The organism is Aquabacterium sp. (assembly GCF_016195855.1).
Classification (GTDB): Bacteria; Pseudomonadota; Gammaproteobacteria; order Burkholderiales; family Burkholderiaceae_C; genus Aquabacterium.
Genome location: NZ_JACPYU010000015.1, coordinates 151,435 through 167,968, shown reverse-complemented (window position 1 = coordinate 167,968; position 16,534 = coordinate 151,435). Strand labels below are relative to the sequence as shown.

Sequence of the window (16,534 nt, the reverse complement as noted above, 5' to 3'; positions counted from 1 at the left end):
GTTGCGCTTACTTGGCTTTGTGGGTGGCCTTGCGTTGCTTGGCTGCCAGGCCCATGCCGGTTTCGTGAAACTCGCGGCGTGCGGGCTGGTTGGAGGGCAGGAAGCGCATCAGCAGGTCTTCGTACTGCGAGAGCACGATGGGCCAGGTCAAGGCTTGTTCGAAACGGTCGCGGCTGGCCTGACGCATGCGGCTGAGCGTGCCGTTGTCCGACAGCAGTTGGTCAAAGCAGGTGGACAGCTTGTCTACCGAGTCAAAGTAGCTGGCACCCTGGCCGGCCACCCAGCGGTTGAAGCGGTTGTCGTGGGCGATCACGGCATTACCCGCGCCCAGTGCCTCGACGAGCGAGGGGTTGGTGCCGCCCACTTGATGGCCATGCACGTAAGCCGCGCTGTGAAAGCGCAGGGCTTGTACGGTAGGCGCATCGTAAATGGCGCCGAGGAATTCAACTTCCTTGCTGGCGGCCTGGCGAACGGCGGCGTGATACGGGTTGTTGGCCTGGTAGGTGCCCAATACCGCCAGCTTGTAGCCACGGGGTTTGGCCGAAAAGGCCTGGACGATTTCCAGCAGGGAGTTTTCGGGCTCAGGGCGGGCGATCACGGTCAGGTAACGACCGGGCTCCAGGCCATATTGGCGAACAGGGGCGTCAGGCGCCTGGGTCACGGGTACGGCGCCGTAGGGGATCATGGTGATCTTGTCGGCGGGCACGCGCGTCATCAGGTGGGTTTTGATGGCCGGGTTGTCGGCGATCAGGTGGTTACCCAGCCAGCAGCCGAACCAGTCGTTCATCCAGAACCAGGTTTTGGCCGGTTTGCTCCACTTGGCACGGATCCATTCGATGCCGTCCATGTTGAAGATATTGGGGACCCCTTTGAGGCGCAGCACGGTATTGAAGATGGCCGTGTTGTAGCCCAGGGTCAGGCACAGGTCATTGTGTTTGGCCGCGTCCAGGATGGACAGCCAGTCAAACCGCATGGTGGAAATCGAGTTGTCTCCAGGGACGGAGATCCGCACACGCTCGATGCCCTGCCAGGTGTCATGCCCCGTCGGGGCTTGCCCGATTTCCTGGCAGTAAACGACAACTCGCCAACCCCGATCACGCAGATACAGCGCCAGATGCTCGGCAAACGTCTCGAAGCCACCGTGGGCCGCGGGGATGCCGCGAGTACCGAGAATGCGCAGTGTCTTCATGTCGAGTTGGACTAAATTGAGTCTTCGTTTTGTCTTTCTGGTCCACCCCCATGAGATGGCACATCTCCCAACCACATGCCCTCATCAGGTGAACGAACACCGAAAAGGTGGGTATTCGTTCATGATGAGGGCCTTTGGTGATTACTTCAATCCAGAAAGTCCCTTGTTCAAGGCTGCGGGATCCAGGCCTGCGGAAGCGGCGGGTTCTGTTGCAGCAGGCGCAGATGCCGCAGCAACAGGTTCGGCTGCTTCAGGTGCGCTGGCAACAGCGGGGGCTGCACCAGATGCTGCTTTTTCGGCAAATTTGCCGATGTATTCAATCTTGGCAGCAGCGCGCAGGTTCTTCAGCTCCTTCTGGGCGAACTCGCGGCGGCGCTCGACGGTCAGGTATTGCTCGATGGCAGGCTTGGCTTGCTCGAAGGTGACGGGCTGGCTCTTGCTGGCCACGACCAGCACGGCCTTGAAGCCGTCCTTGGCGGTCACGAACAGGGCTTCACCGTCATTGACCTTGGCGAGCTGGTCCAGGATGCCCAGGGGCAGGCCTTCGGCAGCCTGGGTGGTTTGCTGGGCGTTGAACTTCAGGCCGCTGTTCTTGAGCACTTCAACGAATTCGTTGGGCGTCTTGGCTGCCTTCAGTTTCTCGATCGTGGCGGTCGTCTGCTCGGGCGTGGCGGGAACGGTGAATTCCTGCAGGGCATAGACCTTGCGCTGCGAGAACAGGGCTGGTTTGGTGTCGAAGTACTTGCGCACTTCATCGCTTGTGGGGGTGCCAGCGCCAGCGGCGGAGGCCTTTTCCAGGTAGGCGCGAGCCAGGATGCTGCGACGGGTGGAGTCCAGCAGGGCCACGACTTGCGGGTCGCGGTCGATCTTTTGCTCTTCAGCCTTGGCCACGGCCAGTTGCTGGTCGATCAGGCCTTCCAGGGCCTGGCGGCTGGCGGCTTCGGCCTGTTCGGGCTTGAGGCCTTGCTGGCGTTCCAGCAACTGGTTGATCTGGTGCACGGTGATTTCGTCACCGTTGACGCGAACGGCGGCCTGGCTGGCTTTGGCCTCGTGTTTGGACTTGTCGCCACAGCCGGCAGCCAGGGTGGCAGCAACGACGACGGGCAGCAACGCCATCAGGCGAATAGAGCGTTGACGGGCAATGGCTTGCAGGCGGGTTTGCATGGTCGAACTTATGTGGTTGTGTCAGTTGGTTTTTGCACGGGCCGTTTTCGGCACCAATGCATGATCTTGTAGCGGCCCTGAAGTTCCCGGGGGTTTACTCGGGGTGCTCAATTGAGTGTACGTTGCTTGCGTGTCAGTCTTTTCACACTCAGCGCCCGCGTGGTAACAGAAGTGAATAGATATACAACAGCGCCTGCGGCTGCTCCGCTCAAATGCGCCCAGGGGGCCACATTTATATCCGAGCCGGCCGGCCGAATCAGGGTGTGTTGCCAGGGGTTTTCCATGAGGATTTTGAATATCAGGCCAGCCAGGAGAATCAAACCCAGGATTCTTTGATGCCGATCCATTTGAATAGGGTGGGTGAGGTGATGCAGCGCCACGACGGTAAAGCCGGCATGCAGCACGCCTGACAGGCCAATATAGGTGTGCAGGGCTTGCTGCAGCATGCCCATCTGGGTGAGCGGCCAGGCGAGCAGCCAGGCCAGGGCGGCGCGCGGGGGCATGCGCGCGCTGGCGCCCAGCACGGCCAGCAGTGCCAGCGCCATCAGGTTTCTGGACAAGTGGGCGCTGCTGCCGTGCAGCCAGGCACTGGTCCAGAAAACCCAGGCAGGTTGGTGCCAGCCGGCATCAGGGTGCAGCGTCCCCGCTTGGGCCCACAAGGGCCACTGGGTGCTGGGCTGCTCCAGCGGCACCCAGCCTGCGATGGCGGCCGGCACGCCCAGGATCAGGCTGACCAGCAGCCATGCCCAGGTGCCAGGCGCGATGGCGAACCTGGTGTGGGCGCTCACACGGCCGGCGGGTCGGCGGGGAAGACGGCCGACCAAAGGGCCTGGACGGCTTGTTTGAGCGGCTCCAGGGTGGGCATTTGTTCGAGCGTGAACTTGGTGGGGGCGTCGTCCAGGCGGGCCCTGTGCTGGATGCGGCGCAGTTCGCGGTAGGCCTGTCCCGCGGCATGCCCCACGCCGGTGGGCAGCAGCCCGGCTTGTTCGGCGCGGTCGAGCAGGGCGATGTTGCCTTTGTTGTCCAGCAACTCGGGGTGCTGGTGGCTGAAGGCCAGGATCAGGTACTGCACGGCGAATTCGACGTCGATCATGCCGCCAGGGCTGTGCTTGATGTCGAACTCGGTAGGCGGGCAGGTGTGCGCTTCACGCATGCGTTCGCGCATGCTGGTGACTTCTTCGCGCAAGGCGGCCGGGTCGCGCGGGGCGCTGAGCACGGCGCGGCGGGTGGCCTCGAAACGCTCGACCAGGGCCGGCTCGCCGGCACACCAGCGGGCACGTGTCAGGGCCTGGTGCTCCCAGGTCCAGGCGGTGTTGCTGCCGCGCTGGCGCTGGTAGTCGTCAAAGGCGTGGAAGCTGGTGACCAGCAGGCCGGAGTTGCCGTTGGGGCGCAGGGCGGTGTCGATGTCGAACAACTCGCCTGCCGAGGTGCGCAGGGTCAGCCAGGTGACGAGCTTGCGGGCGAACAGCACATAGGCATCGATGGGGCCGGCGGTGTCGGGGCCGGCATTGGCGGGCTCGGTGTCCTGGGTGTCGTCATACAGGAAGACGACGTCCAGGTCGCTGCCATAGCCCAGCTCCAGGCCGCCCAGCTTGCCGTAGGCGATGACGGCAAAGTGCGGCTGGCGGCCCACGGCGTACGCACCTTGTTTGCCCGGCCGCTGCTGCAGGTGGCCCCAGGCCCACTGGATGGTGGTGTTCAAGGTGGCGTCGGCCAGCGCCGACAGGTCGTCGGCGACTTGTTCGACGGTGAGCTGGCCTTCGACATCGCGCACCAGGGTGCGGAAGACCTCGGCGTGGTGGGCGCGGCGCAGGGTGTCGAGCAGGGCCTCTTCGTCCAGCTGCCCGGCGCGGGACCAGGCGTTGTGGCGCTCGTTGAGCTCTTTCTGGTAGCCGATGGGGTCGAAGCGGCCTTCCATCAGGCGGGGGTCGGCCAGCTCGTCGATCACGCCGGGGTGGCGCAGCAGGTAGCGCATCGGCCATTTGGCCAGGCCCAGCAGGCGCAGCAGGCGGTTGAGCACCTCGGGGCGCTCGGCCAGCAGGGACAGGTAGCTGTCGCGGCGCAGCAGGGGGTTGAGCCAGTTGATGAAGTGCAGAACGGCGTCCGGGCCCAGGCAGTCGGCTTCCGGGGTCTTGCCGTCCTTGCCGTAGGCTGTCTTGGTGGCGCGTCCGATCAGCTTGGCCAGCCGCAGCTTGGCCGTGTCCGACAGCATGGTCACCTTGGGCTGCTGGGCGAACTCGCGCACACGCGTGGCGACGGGTTCGGGCAACTTGGCGAGGAACTCGTCGCTGTCCACGGGCAGGGGTGGGCCCCCACAGCTGCGGCATCCACCGTTGCCGGCTTCCGGGCTGCGGCCGTCGTGGAGCAGGGAGTCGAACTCGGTGGCAACGAACTCGCGCACGCTGCACAGGGCGTCCAGCAACTGGCAGGTGCCGCTGTGGCAATCCGGGTTGAGCGGGGTGCCTTGTTCGCGCCCGAGCAGGCCGAGGCTGTCGGCGATCCAGGCCAGGTCCTTGTCGTCGGTGGGCAGCAGGTGGGTCTGCTGGTCGTCCAGATACTGGATGCGGTGCTCGATGCGGCGCAGGAAGGTGTAGGCCTGGGCCAGCCAGTTGGCCGTGGCGCTGGGGATCAGGCCGCGCGCGACCAGGCGAGGCAGGGCCTTGAGCGTGGAGCGGGTGCGGATCTCGGGGAACTGCCCGCCGCGCACCACCTGCAGCAGCTGCACGGTGAATTCGATTTCGCGGATGCCGCCGCGTGACAGCTTGACGTCGTTGGCGCGCTCGGGGCGGCCGGCGGCGCGGCGGTTGGCCTCGTCGCGGATCTTGCGGTGCAGCTGGCGCAGGCCTTCAAAGACGCCGTAATCCAGGTAGCGGCGGAAGACGAAGGGCATGACGATGTCACGCAGGGCGAGGGCCCGCTTGTGATGCTCGCCGCCCGGCATGGCGCGGCGCGGCGCGATGATGCGGCTCTTGAGCCAGGCAAAGCGCTCCCATTCGCGGCCTTGCACCAGGAAGTACTCTTCCAGCATGCCCAGGCTGACCACCGAGGGGCCGGAGTTGCCGTTGGGGCGCAGGGCCAGGTCCACGCGGAAGACGAAGCCGTCTTCGGTGTTGTCGCCAATCAGGGTGGACAGGCGGCGGGCCACATGGCTGAAGTATTCGTGAACGGTGACACGGCCCTTGACGATGCCGATGTCGTCACGCAGGCCGGTGGTGTGGCCGTCTTCCTCGTAGACATAGATCAGGTCGATGTCGGACGAGACGTTGAGTTCGCGCCCGCCGAGCTTGCCCATGCCGACAACCCACAGGTCGATGCGCTGGCCTTGTTCGTTGAGCGGTGCGCCGTGCTTGTCATCGGCTTCGGCTTCGGCTGCGCGCAGGGCGTAGTCCAGGGTGACTTCGGCCAGCTCCGTCATGGTGGCGGTGATGTCCAGCATGGCAGCGCCTTGCTCGACGTCCAGCACCACCAGGCGTTCCATGACCAGTTGGCGGGCCACGCGCAAGGCAGCGCCCAGCTCGCGCCCTTGCGCCAGCAAATGCTCGATCAGCGCACTGATCTGGGCGGCACGTGGTTGACCGGGGGCGGTGTCGGCAAAGGCGGCCAGCTCGGCCGGATAACGACGGCGGATACGTTGAACGTAGCGCGATCGCTCGGCCTGGGTCGTTGTCTTTACAGCGTCAAATGGGAAATCAAGCATGGAACCGAATGGCCAGGGAGGTGGTCTGTGCTAGGGTTATCGGTTGTCGATCCCTGGGGCTGTACCAACTTGTGATGGTAGAGCACCAGAGTGGCCTGAAATGTAGGTGGTTCGACGGATGATGCCCCCCTTTGATGCCTTCGACCCCCGAATCTCTACCTACACGCCGGGCTGGATCTCGCTCCAGCCAACGCGGCATCCTGAAAACCTCCGTCCTGACTTTGGGGCGCGTGGGGCGTCGGGTCATGGTGGTGTTGTCCGTGTTGGCGGGGGTGCTGTTGTTGTTGGGGGCCCTGGCATGGGGCGTCCTGATTTTCCAAATTCTGCCGCGTATCGATGCCTGGCGCTTTGACCTGGCCGAACAGGCCACGCAAGCAATAGGGGTGCCGGTGCGCATCGGGCACGTATCAGGCCGTGCTGATGGTATTTGGCCCACGCTGTCTTTGCATGAGGTGCAGTTGCTGGATGCCGCCGGGCGGGTGGCTTTGCGCTTGCCCGAGGTCACGGCCCGCGTGTCTTTGTCCACCTTGTCGCCGCGCGCGCTGGCCGATGGCGAGTTGCGGTTGGACCAACTGGTGGTGGTGGCGCCGGAGCTGGATGTGCGCCGTGATGCCGCAGGCCAATGGCATGTGGCGGGCCTGCGCATCGACCGCAGCGGCAGTGGCGACGGGGGCTCAGGGGCGGCTGATTGGTTGTTGTCTCAGGCGCGGGTCCAGATCTCGCGGGGCACGATCCGCTGGACGGATGAACTCAAGGGGGCGCCCACCCTGACGCTTGGCCAGCTGGACCTGACCCTGCGTAACCGGCCCGGCCTGGGACGGCGCGTGCACGAGTTGACGGTGGAGGCCACGCCGCCAGCCGAGTTCGGGCAGCGTTTCAAGGTGGCCGCCGCCATGACCCAACCCTTGTGGATGGCCTCTGGCGTGCCACTCAAGGATGGCCAGGCCGTGGCCTTCTGGGAGCGGTGGGAGCTGGACGCCACGCGGCCCAGCCAGTGGCAGACCTGGTCAGGCACCGTGAGCGCGTCGATGCCGTTTGTGGACGTGCAACGCCTCAAGCAGCACGTGAGCTTGCCCATCGACGTGGAGGGTGGGCGTGGCGCGGTGCAGGTCGACATGAGCCTGGCCAAGGGCCTGCCCAGTGGCCTGAAGCTGGATGTGGGGCTGACGGACGTGAATGTCCGTCTGTCGCCCAAGCTGGCCCCGCTGGCCTTCAAGCGTCTGAATGGCCTGGTGGCGGTGTCGCATGAGGCGCAGGTGTCGTCGCTGGCCTTCCAGAAGCTGTCGTTCGTGTTGAGCGATGGCCTGGTCTGGCCCACCAGCAGCGGCAACCTGGTCTGGCGGCATGCGCCCTGGCCCGCAGCAGGTCTGTCTGACGCGGTATGGGGGCTGACGCGGGGTGGCGAGGCGCAGGCCGATCGCCTGGACCTTCATCTGCTGGCCCAACTGGCCGACCGTCTGCCCCTGGCGCCCGGCGTGCGCACCACGTTGGCAGATGTGGCGCCGCATGGTGTCGTCGAACAATTGCAGTGGAGCTGGGATGGCTTGCTGGAAGCGCCCGTGCACTACAAGGCCAGTGGCCGCGTGCGTGGCCTGGGCTGGGCTTCGTCTGACAAGGACAGTCGCCCGGGCATGGACCAGGCCACGGTCAGCGTGAGCGCAGATGAGTCTGGTGGCCATGCGGATCTGGAAGTCAAGCAGGGGTGGATTGCCTTCCCTGGTGTGTTCGAAGAGCCGAACATCCCGCTGACGGCCTTGCAGGCCCGGGTGGCGTGGACGGTCACCCCGTCCGGGCTCACAGGGGTGCCGGCCCGCCTGAAGGTGGATGTCAGCCAGGCTTCGTTCGCCAATGCCGATGCGAGCGGGCAGCTGGAGGGCAGCTGGCAGACCGGTACAGGCTTGTCGCCCGTCGATGGCAAGCCGGTGTCACGCTTTCCGGGCACCCTGAGCCTGACAGGGCGCCTGGAGCGGGCCGATGCCACCAAAGTCTGGCGCTACCTGCCCATGGCGATCCCGAAGGCGCCACGCGACTATGTGCGCCTGGCGCTGCGCAGTGGTCGGGGCGAGAAGGTCTCCTTCGATGTGGAGGGGGACCTCAACGAGTTCCCGTTCAAGGACGACAAGGGCGGTCGTTTCCGTGTGAGGGTGCCTTTGCATGACGTGTCGCTGGACTATGTGCCGCAAGGCCTGATGGGCTCGCAGCCGGGTGCCAAGCCGGTGAACTGGCCCCCCCTGACGTCGCTGGAAGGGCTGCTGCTGTTCGAGGGGCAGCGCATGCTGATTCAGGAGGCGCGTGGTCGGCTGGGTGGCGTGGGCTCGGGGCAGTTTGGCCTGCACGATGTGGAGGGCCGCATTGATGACCTGGGCCACAAGGACCCGCACCTGACCATCAAGGGGCAGGGCGAAGGCCCGCTCAATGACATGGTGCGCTTCCTGTCGGCCTCGCCCATCGGGCGATGGACCAGCAATGTGCTGGGCACGGCCCAGTCCAGTGGCCAGGCCACCATGCACCTGTCGCTGGACATCCCGCTTGACCATGCCGACGACACCCGGCTCAAGGGCAATGTGCTCATGACCGACGCCGATGGGGCCAGCCTGCGCCTGAACCCGTCCGTGCCGCAGTTTGCCGCGCTGCAAGGCACGATCGCCTTCACAGAGACCGATCTGAACGTGAAGGCCCGTGCACGGGTCTGGGGCCATGCCGTGGACGTGGATGGCCGCCGCAGCTCGGACGGGGTGACGCGCTTCGTGGCGCAGGGCAGCATGTCGGCCGAAGGCCTGCGCCAGGCCCAGGAGATCCCCTTCCTGCAGAAGCTGGCGCAACGCTTCACGGGCGAGTCACCCGTGACCGTGACGGTGTCGATGGGGCGGCTGGATGCGCAAGGCAAACGCAGCCTGCCGGAGGTGCAGATCAGCTCCAACTTGCAAGGCATGTCCACCAGCCTGCCTGCCCCGCTCAACAAGCCTGCGCAGGCCGCATGGCCGCTGAAGGTGATCCACAGGCAGGAAGACGCGCAAGGCCTCAGTGACGCGCTGATCGTGGACCTGGGCAACCCCCAGGTGCTGCAGATGACGGCCACGGCCATTCCCTGGCTGCGCGTGGACCTGCGGCGCGATACCAGTGGCGAGCAGTCACGGGTCACCCGAGGGGCGATCAGCCTGGTGCAGGCGGGCATGAGCGAGGCAACGGGCTTGTTGTCCCTGCCTGCCAAGGGCGTGTCGGCGCAGGCCGTCGTGCCGGCGCTGGACCTGGATGCCTGGTCCGCCGTGGTGGGGCTCTTCAGGCAGCCCGACAACGGGCGCGCAACGCCAGGCAATGCACCTGATCCATCCGAGAGCTACCTGCCTGACAGCGTGAGTGTGAAGGCAGGGGCGCTGACCTTCCAGCAACGCACGCTCAAGGACGTGTCAGGCACCTTGGCCCACCCTTCACCGGGCGTGTGGCGCGTGCAGCTGGACGCGCAGCAGGTGGCCGGCCTGATCGAATGGGTGCCTGAAACAGCGCCCCTGGCCACCGGTGGCAGCCGCGTGGTGGCGCGCTTGTCGAGGTTGTCCGTGCCGGCGGCCGAAGCCCAGGCGCTGGAAGAGCGTGCCACCGAGCAGATGCTGTCCCCCGATGCCACCACCACCTTGCCCGCACTGGACGTGGTCATCGATCAACTGGAGTGGCGTGGTGTGCCGCTGGGGCGCCTGGAGGTGGATGCCATCAACCGGCAAGTGCCCATGGCGGGGGCGGCCCCGGTGCCGGAATGGCGCATGACCAAGCTGCGCATGATCACGCCCGAAGCACAACTGAGCGCCAGCGGGAACTGGACGGCCCTGGGCGCCCAAAGCGCCGCGCGCCGGCCAGGCGGCACGGCCAAACTCAAGCCGCGTTCGGCTTTCGGCTTCACGCTGGATTTGCAAAACAGCGGCAACCTGCTCAACCGCCTGGGCCTGCCCCAGACCATCAAGGGTGGCAAGGGCAAGCTCACGGGCCAGGTGAGCTGGCTGGGCTCGCCCATGGAGCCCGATGCCTTGTCGATGACGGGCGACATCAATGTGCAGATCAGCGAAGGGCAGTTCCTCAAGGTGGACCCGGGCATGGCCAAGCTGCTGGGTGTCTTGAGCCTGCAGTCGCTGCCGCGCCGCCTGACGCTGGACTTCCGCGATATCTTCCAGCAAGGCTTTGCCTTTGACAGCATCGATGGCGACGTGAAGATCGGCCAGGGCCAGGCCACCACGCGCAACCTGCGCATGCGTGGCGTGCAAGCCGTGGTGCTGATGGAAGGGCAGGCTGATCTGGCGCGTGAAACGCAGAACCTGCACGTGTACGTGGTGCCCGAGGTGAACGCGGGTGGTGCCTCGCTGGCTTATGCCGCCATCAACCCGGTGATCGGGCTGGGCACCTTCATTGCGCAGATGCTCTTGCGCAAGCAGGTGGCCGACGCAGGCACGCAGGAGTTCAAGATCAGCGGCCCCTGGGCCGACCCGCAGGTCGAGAAGGTCAATGGCAGCCGGGCAGACAGCGCGGCGGCAGCAGCCTCTGCCGAGGCCGCCAGCACACCGGTCACAAAGCCCCGAAAACCTTCTTGAGCAGGGCGCTGCCCGTGCCGATGGGGTCTTTGCGGATGCGGCGTTCTTCTTCGCCGATCACGAAATACAGTCCGTCCATCGCGCGCTGCGTGACATGGTCCTGCACGGTCACGGCCTGGCCCTGGATCAGCCCCAGCTTGCTGGCCTTGCCGGTCAGGTCGTTGTACTGCTTGGTGATCGACAACTTCTCGAGCGCCTTGCTCACTACAGGCTGGAACTTCTGGCTCAGCGGTGTGCGCGTTCTGGTGGCGAAGTACTCGGTCACGGCGTTGTCGCCACCCTGAAGGATGCGCTGGGCATCTTGCAGCGACATGCTCTTGATGGCCTGCAGCAGCAACGGTTGGGCCAGCGACACCGCGCTCTCTGCCGCATGGTTCATGGAGGTGACCAGTTCATCAAGCTGTGCGCCACGGCCAACGGTGCGCAAGATGGGCGCGGCCTTTTCCAGCACCTCGGGCAAGCCGATGCGCACCTTGTCATTGGACAGAAAGCCATCGGTGGCCCCCAGTTGCTTGACGGCCACCTGCGCGCCACGTTCCAGTGCGGCTTTCAGGGCTGCCGAGGCATCTGCCTGGCTGAAAGCGGCGGCCCACCCTGCCGAGGGCAGGGCTTCGAGTGCGAGCAGCCCCATCACGGTGGCCCAGGAAGACGACAATACGGTGCGACGATCCATTTTTCTTTCCATCTGACATCTTTCGCTAGGGTAACCAGGATGAACTTGACCCGCCGAATGCTGACACTGGCGCTGCCCTTGCTGTTGTCGGCCTGTTTCTCAGGCTCCCAGCAGGCAGCACCCAATCTGCCCTTTACCCAGCTGGATGGCAGCAAGCACACCATGGCTGAGCTGAAGGGCAAGGTCACACTCATCAATTTCTGGGCCACCAGTTGCAGCACCTGTGTCAAGGAGATGCCGCAGATGGTGGCCACCTACCAGAAGTTCCAAGGCCAGGGCCTGGAAACACTGGCTGTAGCCATGGAGTATGACCCGCCTGCGTACGTCATGCAGTTTGCGCAATCAAGACAGTTGCCTTTTCGTGTGGCCATCGACCACTCGGGTGATCTGGCCAAGGGCTTTGGCGAGGTGCAACTGACGCCGACCACGTTTGTTGTCAACAAAAAGGGTGAGATTGTCAAACGGTATGTCGGTGAGCCCGATTTTGCCGCTTTGCACAGCCTTTTGGCGCAATTGCTGGCCGAGCCGGCCTGAAACCGGCCTGCCCCCGGCCTTGGTATACCTGTCCCGGCGCCCGCCGGCAGGCCTACATCACACGCGAGAGTTCGTACACCAGGGCCGATGGCAGCGCGTTGGCGATGCCATCGCAGCCCACGCGTGCCATACCGGTTGCACTGATCGACGAGATGTCGAAGGTGCGCCCTTCATTGACCAGTTCGATGAACACGAACTCGGGCACTTCCTGCCGGATGCCGCTGGCCAACTGGTCAAACTGACGTGAACGCAAGGCGCCTTCAAACACGATGGCGTGCGGCAGGCCTTCGCGGCAGAACTCGATGGCCTCGCGGACCGAGCCAACAAAGTCCAGCACCAGCCCCATGGACTTGAGTGATTCACGGATCTGCAGGCGCAGGTCGCGGCGCCCCGCAATGACCAGCACGTGGCTGCCGGCCAGCGGCTTGGAGTTCACCGAGTCCACGAAGCCATGGTCGTCGTGATCGGCCTCGGGGGCGTGGGCCAGCGCATGGACGGTGTCGGGGAACTCCAGGCGCAGGCGCACATGGGAGGCATCGATCTGCCTGTCAAAGACCAGGCCCAGGGTGCGTGCGGTTTGCTCCAGCAGGTGCCAGTGCATGGTGTCGACGCGGCTGTTGATCGCGTCGGCCGCGGGTGTGGGCTGATCGGGTGGGTGGTGGGCAAAGGCGCAGTGCAGTTGGGCGCGCACCGGCCAGTTGCGGGTGTCCACGCGCACTTCCACCGTGCCATGCGCGCAATCGAGCCACCAGTCGATCAGGGCATTGAGCAGGCCGAACAGCATGGAGGCGTCCAGATTGATCTCGATGGGCAGCAGCGATTGCGACAGCTGCAGGCCCTTGGCGTGCATCTCGCGAGCCCGGTAGGCCAGCACGCTTTGCACGGTGTTGGTCAGGTGCACGCGCTCGTGGGACTGGCGGATGCGGCCCGAAGCCAGGCGGGCAATCTGCTGACACCAGATGCCGGTCTGGCGGGCGCGGTCGACTTCGTCGCGCAGTGCACGCAAGCCCGCGCGGTCGATGCGCCCCGTGGTGGTCAGGGTGGTGACGCGCTCCAGCGCGGCGGTGAGCGGTTCAGCCAGTTCGCGGCCGACCTGGCCGAGCAATTCGTGCCAGCGGGCCAGTTCCGTGTCGACGGCCTGGTCGGCATGCGGCAGGTCAGCAGGCATGCCTTGCAAGGGGCTGGCGTCCTCCGACAGCCCGGCCAACAAGTCTGATGACAGGTTGAGCTTGGGGTTCAGGGCGCTGTTCATGCTACGTTCTTTGTGCTACGGCTTGCAGTCTTGTCTGTGGCATGCGCCTTGTCCATCCCGCGCATGGGTGAGGGTTGTCACAGCCTTTGCATAATGGGCAAATGGTCCGAATTTATCTTGATCGCCTTGCCCTGTCCCCCCTGCTTGTGGTGTGGGCGTTGACCTTGTTCGTGCTGACGTCAGCCTGCTCGCCCGCCTTGAACTGGCGAGAGGTGCGTCCCGCGCAGGCCGATGGGCTCACGGCACTGTTCCCCTGCAAGCCCGACGCACACGAGCGTGTGGTGCCCTGGCCAGGGTTGCCTGCTGGCGCCACGATGCACATGCTGTCGTGCCAGACCGAGGCCGGCACCTGGGCCTTGAGTTACCTGACCTTGCCTGATGTGGCTCTGTTGTCGCCGGCCATGCACGAGTTGACCCTGTCGATGCGGCGCAACCTGGGGGCGGCAAGCCAGATGGCCGGAAGCGGGGCGCCCCTGTCCGAGCAGGATCTGGGGCCGATTTCGGTGCCCGGCATGACCCCGACCCCGCAAGCGCACGGCTGGCGTTTCCAGGCCCAGCGGCCGGATGGCCTGGGGCGTCCGCTGGACATGGACATCCGGACGTGGCATTTTTCCCACGGAATGACCGTGTTCCAGGCATCGGTGTGGCGCCCCGCCGATGCGGTCAAGGCCCAAACCAGTGAAGATGTGGCGCAAGCCTTTTTCAATGGGCTGCAATTTCCCCGCTGAGTTGCCGATAATCCGAGTTGTATGGCAGGCCTTTTCATCATTGCGCACGCGCCGCTGGCTTCAGCCTTGAAGCTGGCCGCGCAGCATTGCTTCCCCGAGGCCACCGAACGCATGCAGGTGCTGGATGTCCAGCCCAATCTGTCTGCTGACGAGGTCGAGGCCCAGGCGCGCCTGCTGCTGGAGCGCGCCCTGGAGGGCGACGAGCGCGGCGAGGCCCTGGTTCTGACCGATGTCTTTGGTGCGACGCCCTGCAATTGCGTGCAGCGCCTGGCCGATGGCGTGCATGTGAAAGTGGTCACCGGGGCCAATGTGCCCATGCTTTGGCGCGCCCTCAATTACGCCGGTGAACCCCTTGAGACCTTGATCACCCGCGCGGTGGCGGGGGGCACGCAAGGGGTCATGCAAATTGCCACCAGCCGGCCCCACAACCAGGTCAGCCAACCTACTTCCCATGATCAAGACCACCGTCACCATCAGCAATAAGCTGGGCCTGCATGCGCGCGCATCAGCCAAGCTGACCAAGCTCGCCAGCAGTTTTCCTTGCGAGGTCTACATGAGCCGCAATGATCGCCGCGTGAATGCCAAAAGCATCATGGGCGTGATGATGCTGGCCGCGGGCCTGGGGTCTGCCGTAGAGCTTGAATGCGATGGCGCGAAAGAAGAAGAAGCCACCAAAGCCCTGGTTGCGCTGATCAACGACAAGTTTGGTGAGGGCGAGTAAACCCTGGTGTATGTCCCCCCTGATTCGAGAGGGGACCTTTAACGCCAAGCCCATGGCCGTGAATTTTGTGTCGTTTGTCGACTACAACGCTGTGCCATTCCCCAGCGAGGCAGGGCAAAGTAGGTGTCCCAATCGGGGCAAAAGCCTTAATGGCTAATTAAACGAATCCCGTCAGTTTCGAGTTTCAAGGAGTAATGATGGCCCGCCGCAGTGAATCATTTGTTTCTGCCACATCCGTCAAATTATTGAGCCTGGTGCTGGCGCTGGCCGGTGTCACGCAGGCCATGGCCGCTGAAAATGGTCAGCAACGTTATTCAGCCGGTATCGGTGGTAGCGACATGACCACGCCACTGGTGCCGGGTTGGTATGTGCAGATGCCCATGGTGGCCTATCACGCCAGCAAGATCAAAGGCAATGACGGCAACGCTGCGACCTCGGCCATTCCTGGACAGAGCATCCGCGCCAACACCACCATCAAGGCCGACAACCGTGCTTTGCTGCCTCGCGTGACTTTTCTGGATTCAACCCGCTTTTTGGGCGCCAACGTGGGTTTCACTGCCATGCTGCCCCTGGTGCAACGCAAGGCAACCTTTGGTGCCTCGGCGCCTTCTCCCTATGGTGCGGCCCCCTCTGGGATTCCCGGTGTGACGCTGGATCAGCTCCTGGCTTCCAGAGCCGCATCGCAAAACGGCAGCGAGATCGGCATCGGTGATTTCGAGTTCGCGCCTCTGTTGCACTGGGAGATCGGCGATCACCAGGCGGTGACCTTCACCCCCACCATCGTCTTGCCCACCGGTGACTACAAAGCTACGCAGCGCGTGAACCCCGGCTACGGCAATTTCGTGACCTTCCGTCCCTCGGTGCAATACGCCTTCATCGGCGACGGTTGGGACGTAGGTGCGCGTGGTGTGTTGTCCTTCAACACCCGCAACAAGGACACCGGCTATTTCTCCGGCAATATGTTCAATCTGGACTGGCAGCTGATGAAGTTTGTCAGTGACGATGTGCGCGTTGGGTTGCAAGGCTACTTCGTGCGTCAGCTGACCAAGGACACGCAGAATCTGAGCGGCTTTTCGGGGGCTCAAATCACGGCGCTGGGCGGCCCCAAGGAAATCATCAACGGCAACAAAGCCAGCGTGAACGCCGCAGGCCCCGCCGTTGGCTGGCTCAAGAACGGTGGCGAAATGCTGCTGGAGGGCAAGTTCCTCAAGGAATTCGATGCGCGCAATCGCACGGAAGGCCAGGCTTTCTGGTTGACTGTTTCCAAGCCCTTGTAATCATCCCTGTCGGGTTGGAGGCATCGCCATGTCGGACAACTTGAATCAAGATCAGGACGAGACCGTGAACACGCTGCGCCGGCAACTGCTGGCCGGTGCCGCGGCGTCTACCTTGCTGCCTTGGGCCACGCCCGCGAATGCGGCGGTGGAACTGGAGGGCGTGGAACTGCCGGAGACCGTCACGGCCTACGGGCACAGGCTGGTGCTCAATGGTGCAGCAGTGCGCAAGCGTGGCTATTTCAAGGCCGACGTGACCGCGCTGTACCTGCCTGAAAAACGCACCACACCCGATGCCATCTACAAGCTCGATGGCGTGCGCCGCATCCAGCTCAACATCCTGCGCGAGTTCACCTCGTCAACGATCACCCGCATCTTCCTGTCTGACTTCAAACAGTCGGCCACGGATGAAGAATTCAAGAAGCTGATCGGGCCGATCGGCCAGATCGGTGCGGCGTATGCAAACGTCAAGCGGGTGTCCAAGGGCGATGTGGTCAATCTGGACTGGGTGCCCGGCCAAGGCTGGATGGCCACCCACAACGGCAGGGCGCTGACCGGTGACGGCGGCGGTACCATGGCCATCAAGGACGAGCTGGCCTATCAGATCTACATGCGCATGTACATCGGGCCGGCTGCACCTGAGGAGCTGCGCAATGGCCTGCTGGGCCTGACGCGCCTGCCCAAGGCGGGCAGCCGCGACGCGGACAACTGATCGCGGGCAACTGATA

The 16,534-nt window shown here is 64.4% G+C and carries 13 protein-coding genes; 7 read left to right on the top strand and 6 right to left on the bottom strand.

Annotation, left to right across the window (positions count from 1 at the left end; all coding sequences use genetic code 11):
* Nucleotides 1-7: 7 nt before the first annotated feature.
* The 4 genes from HY019_RS13090 to glnE all read right to left on the bottom strand — a co-directional run bounded on the left by HY019_RS13090 (nucleotide 8) and on the right by glnE (nucleotide 6,050).
* Entirely contained in the window at nucleotides 8-1,189 is a 1,182-nt protein-coding gene (locus HY019_RS13090) for a DUF1972 domain-containing protein (protein ID WP_290692769.1), read from the bottom strand.
* Between the two features lie 141 nt (nucleotides 1,190-1,330).
* Nucleotides 1,331-2,353 carry an EpsD family peptidyl-prolyl cis-trans isomerase gene (locus tag HY019_RS13085; RefSeq protein ID WP_290692768.1) on the bottom strand — a complete coding sequence of 341 codons (1,023 nt, stop codon included), beginning with the start codon at nucleotides 2,351-2,353 and terminating at the stop codon, nucleotides 1,331-1,333.
* Nucleotides 2,354-2,460: 107 nt separating this feature from the next.
* Entirely contained in the window at nucleotides 2,461-3,045 is a 585-nt protein-coding gene (locus HY019_RS13080; RefSeq protein ID WP_290692883.1) for a rhomboid family intramembrane serine protease, read from the bottom strand.
* Between the two features lie 92 nt (nucleotides 3,046-3,137).
* Nucleotides 3,138-6,050 (bottom strand): bifunctional [glutamate--ammonia ligase]-adenylyl-L-tyrosine phosphorylase/[glutamate--ammonia-ligase] adenylyltransferase, encoded by a 2,913-nt coding sequence (glnE, locus tag HY019_RS13075; protein WP_290692766.1) that lies wholly within the window; start codon nucleotides 6,048-6,050, stop codon nucleotides 3,138-3,140.
* 245 nt (nucleotides 6,051-6,295) lie between these two features.
* Between glnE and HY019_RS13070 the strand changes: the two genes are divergently transcribed.
* Nucleotides 6,296-10,624, top strand: a complete 4,329-nt coding sequence (locus HY019_RS13070; protein ID WP_290692764.1) for a YhdP family protein — start codon at nucleotides 6,296-6,298, stop codon at nucleotides 10,622-10,624.
* Here the strand turns inward: HY019_RS13070 and HY019_RS13065 are convergent.
* Nucleotides 10,599-11,297, bottom strand: a complete 699-nt coding sequence (locus tag HY019_RS13065) for a DUF4197 domain-containing protein (protein WP_290692762.1) — start codon at nucleotides 11,295-11,297, stop codon at nucleotides 10,599-10,601. The genes HY019_RS13070 and HY019_RS13065 overlap by 26 nt on opposite strands.
* Before the next feature lie 39 nt (nucleotides 11,298-11,336).
* On the opposite strand from HY019_RS13065, the gene HY019_RS13060 reads away from it, so the two are divergent.
* Nucleotides 11,337-11,831: a TlpA disulfide reductase family protein gene (locus HY019_RS13060; RefSeq protein ID WP_290692760.1), complete on the top strand. Its 495-nt coding sequence runs from the start codon at nucleotides 11,337-11,339 to the stop codon at nucleotides 11,829-11,831.
* Nucleotides 11,832-11,883: 52 nt separating this feature from the next.
* Here the strand turns inward: HY019_RS13060 and HY019_RS13055 are convergent, their stop codons facing one another.
* Nucleotides 11,884-13,083 (bottom strand): hypothetical protein, encoded by a 1,200-nt coding sequence (locus HY019_RS13055; RefSeq protein ID WP_290692758.1) that lies wholly within the window; start codon nucleotides 13,081-13,083, stop codon nucleotides 11,884-11,886.
* Nucleotides 13,084-13,184: 101 nt separating this feature from the next.
* Between HY019_RS13055 and HY019_RS13050 the strand changes: the two genes are divergently transcribed.
* The 5 genes from HY019_RS13050 (at nucleotide 13,185) to HY019_RS13030 (ending at nucleotide 16,518) form a co-directional block, all read left to right on the top strand.
* Nucleotides 13,185-13,811, top strand: a complete 627-nt coding sequence (locus HY019_RS13050; RefSeq protein WP_290692756.1) for a hypothetical protein — start codon at nucleotides 13,185-13,187, stop codon at nucleotides 13,809-13,811.
* A gap of 21 nt (nucleotides 13,812-13,832) precedes the next feature.
* Nucleotides 13,833-14,294, top strand: a complete 462-nt coding sequence (locus HY019_RS13045) for a PTS fructose transporter subunit IIA (protein ID WP_290692754.1) — start codon at nucleotides 13,833-13,835, stop codon at nucleotides 14,292-14,294.
* The gene (locus tag HY019_RS13040; RefSeq protein WP_035038820.1) at nucleotides 14,263-14,532 is read left to right on the top strand and encodes an HPr family phosphocarrier protein; all 270 of its coding nucleotides are present in this window, start codon (nucleotides 14,263-14,265) and stop codon (nucleotides 14,530-14,532) included. Before HY019_RS13045 ends, HY019_RS13040 begins: the two co-directional genes overlap by 32 nt.
* Nucleotides 14,533-14,729: 197 nt before the next feature.
* Complete coding sequence (locus HY019_RS13035) at nucleotides 14,730-15,809, top strand: transporter (RefSeq protein ID WP_290692751.1); 1,080 nt, start codon at nucleotides 14,730-14,732, stop codon at nucleotides 15,807-15,809.
* 28 nt (nucleotides 15,810-15,837) lie between these two features.
* Nucleotides 15,838-16,518, top strand: coding sequence for a chalcone isomerase family protein (locus tag HY019_RS13030; RefSeq protein WP_290692749.1), 681 nt, complete (start codon nucleotides 15,838-15,840; stop codon nucleotides 16,516-16,518).
* Nucleotides 16,519-16,534 lie beyond the last annotated feature (16 nt).

Bases quoted from the DNA above. Each gene is read 5' to 3' on its own strand.
- HY019_RS13090 (WP_290692769.1), bottom strand. From the start codon at position 1,189: ATGAAGACACTGCGCATTCTCGGTACTCGCGGCATCCCCGCGGCCCAC.
- HY019_RS13085 (WP_290692768.1), bottom strand. From the start codon at position 2,353: ATGCAAACCCGCCTGCAAGCCATTGCCCGTCAACGCTCTATTCGCCTG.
- glnE (WP_290692766.1), bottom strand. From the start codon at position 6,050: ATGCTTGATTTCCCATTTGACGCTGTAAAGACAACGACCCAGGCCGAG.
- HY019_RS13070 (WP_290692764.1), top strand. From the start codon at position 6,296: ATGGTGGTGTTGTCCGTGTTGGCGGGGGTGCTGTTGTTGTTGGGGGCC.
- HY019_RS13065 (WP_290692762.1), bottom strand. From the start codon at position 11,297: ATGGATCGTCGCACCGTATTGTCGTCTTCCTGGGCCACCGTGATGGGG.
- HY019_RS13060 (WP_290692760.1), top strand. From the start codon at position 11,337: ATGAACTTGACCCGCCGAATGCTGACACTGGCGCTGCCCTTGCTGTTG.
- HY019_RS13055 (WP_290692758.1), bottom strand. From the start codon at position 13,083: ATGAACAGCGCCCTGAACCCCAAGCTCAACCTGTCATCAGACTTGTTG.
- HY019_RS13050 (WP_290692756.1), top strand. From the start codon at position 13,185: ATGGTCCGAATTTATCTTGATCGCCTTGCCCTGTCCCCCCTGCTTGTG.
- HY019_RS13045 (WP_290692754.1), top strand. From the start codon at position 13,833: ATGGCAGGCCTTTTCATCATTGCGCACGCGCCGCTGGCTTCAGCCTTG.
- HY019_RS13040 (WP_035038820.1), top strand. From the start codon at position 14,263: ATGATCAAGACCACCGTCACCATCAGCAATAAGCTGGGCCTGCATGCG.
- HY019_RS13035 (WP_290692751.1), top strand. From the start codon at position 14,730: ATGGCCCGCCGCAGTGAATCATTTGTTTCTGCCACATCCGTCAAATTA.
- HY019_RS13030 (WP_290692749.1), top strand. From the start codon at position 15,838: ATGTCGGACAACTTGAATCAAGATCAGGACGAGACCGTGAACACGCTG.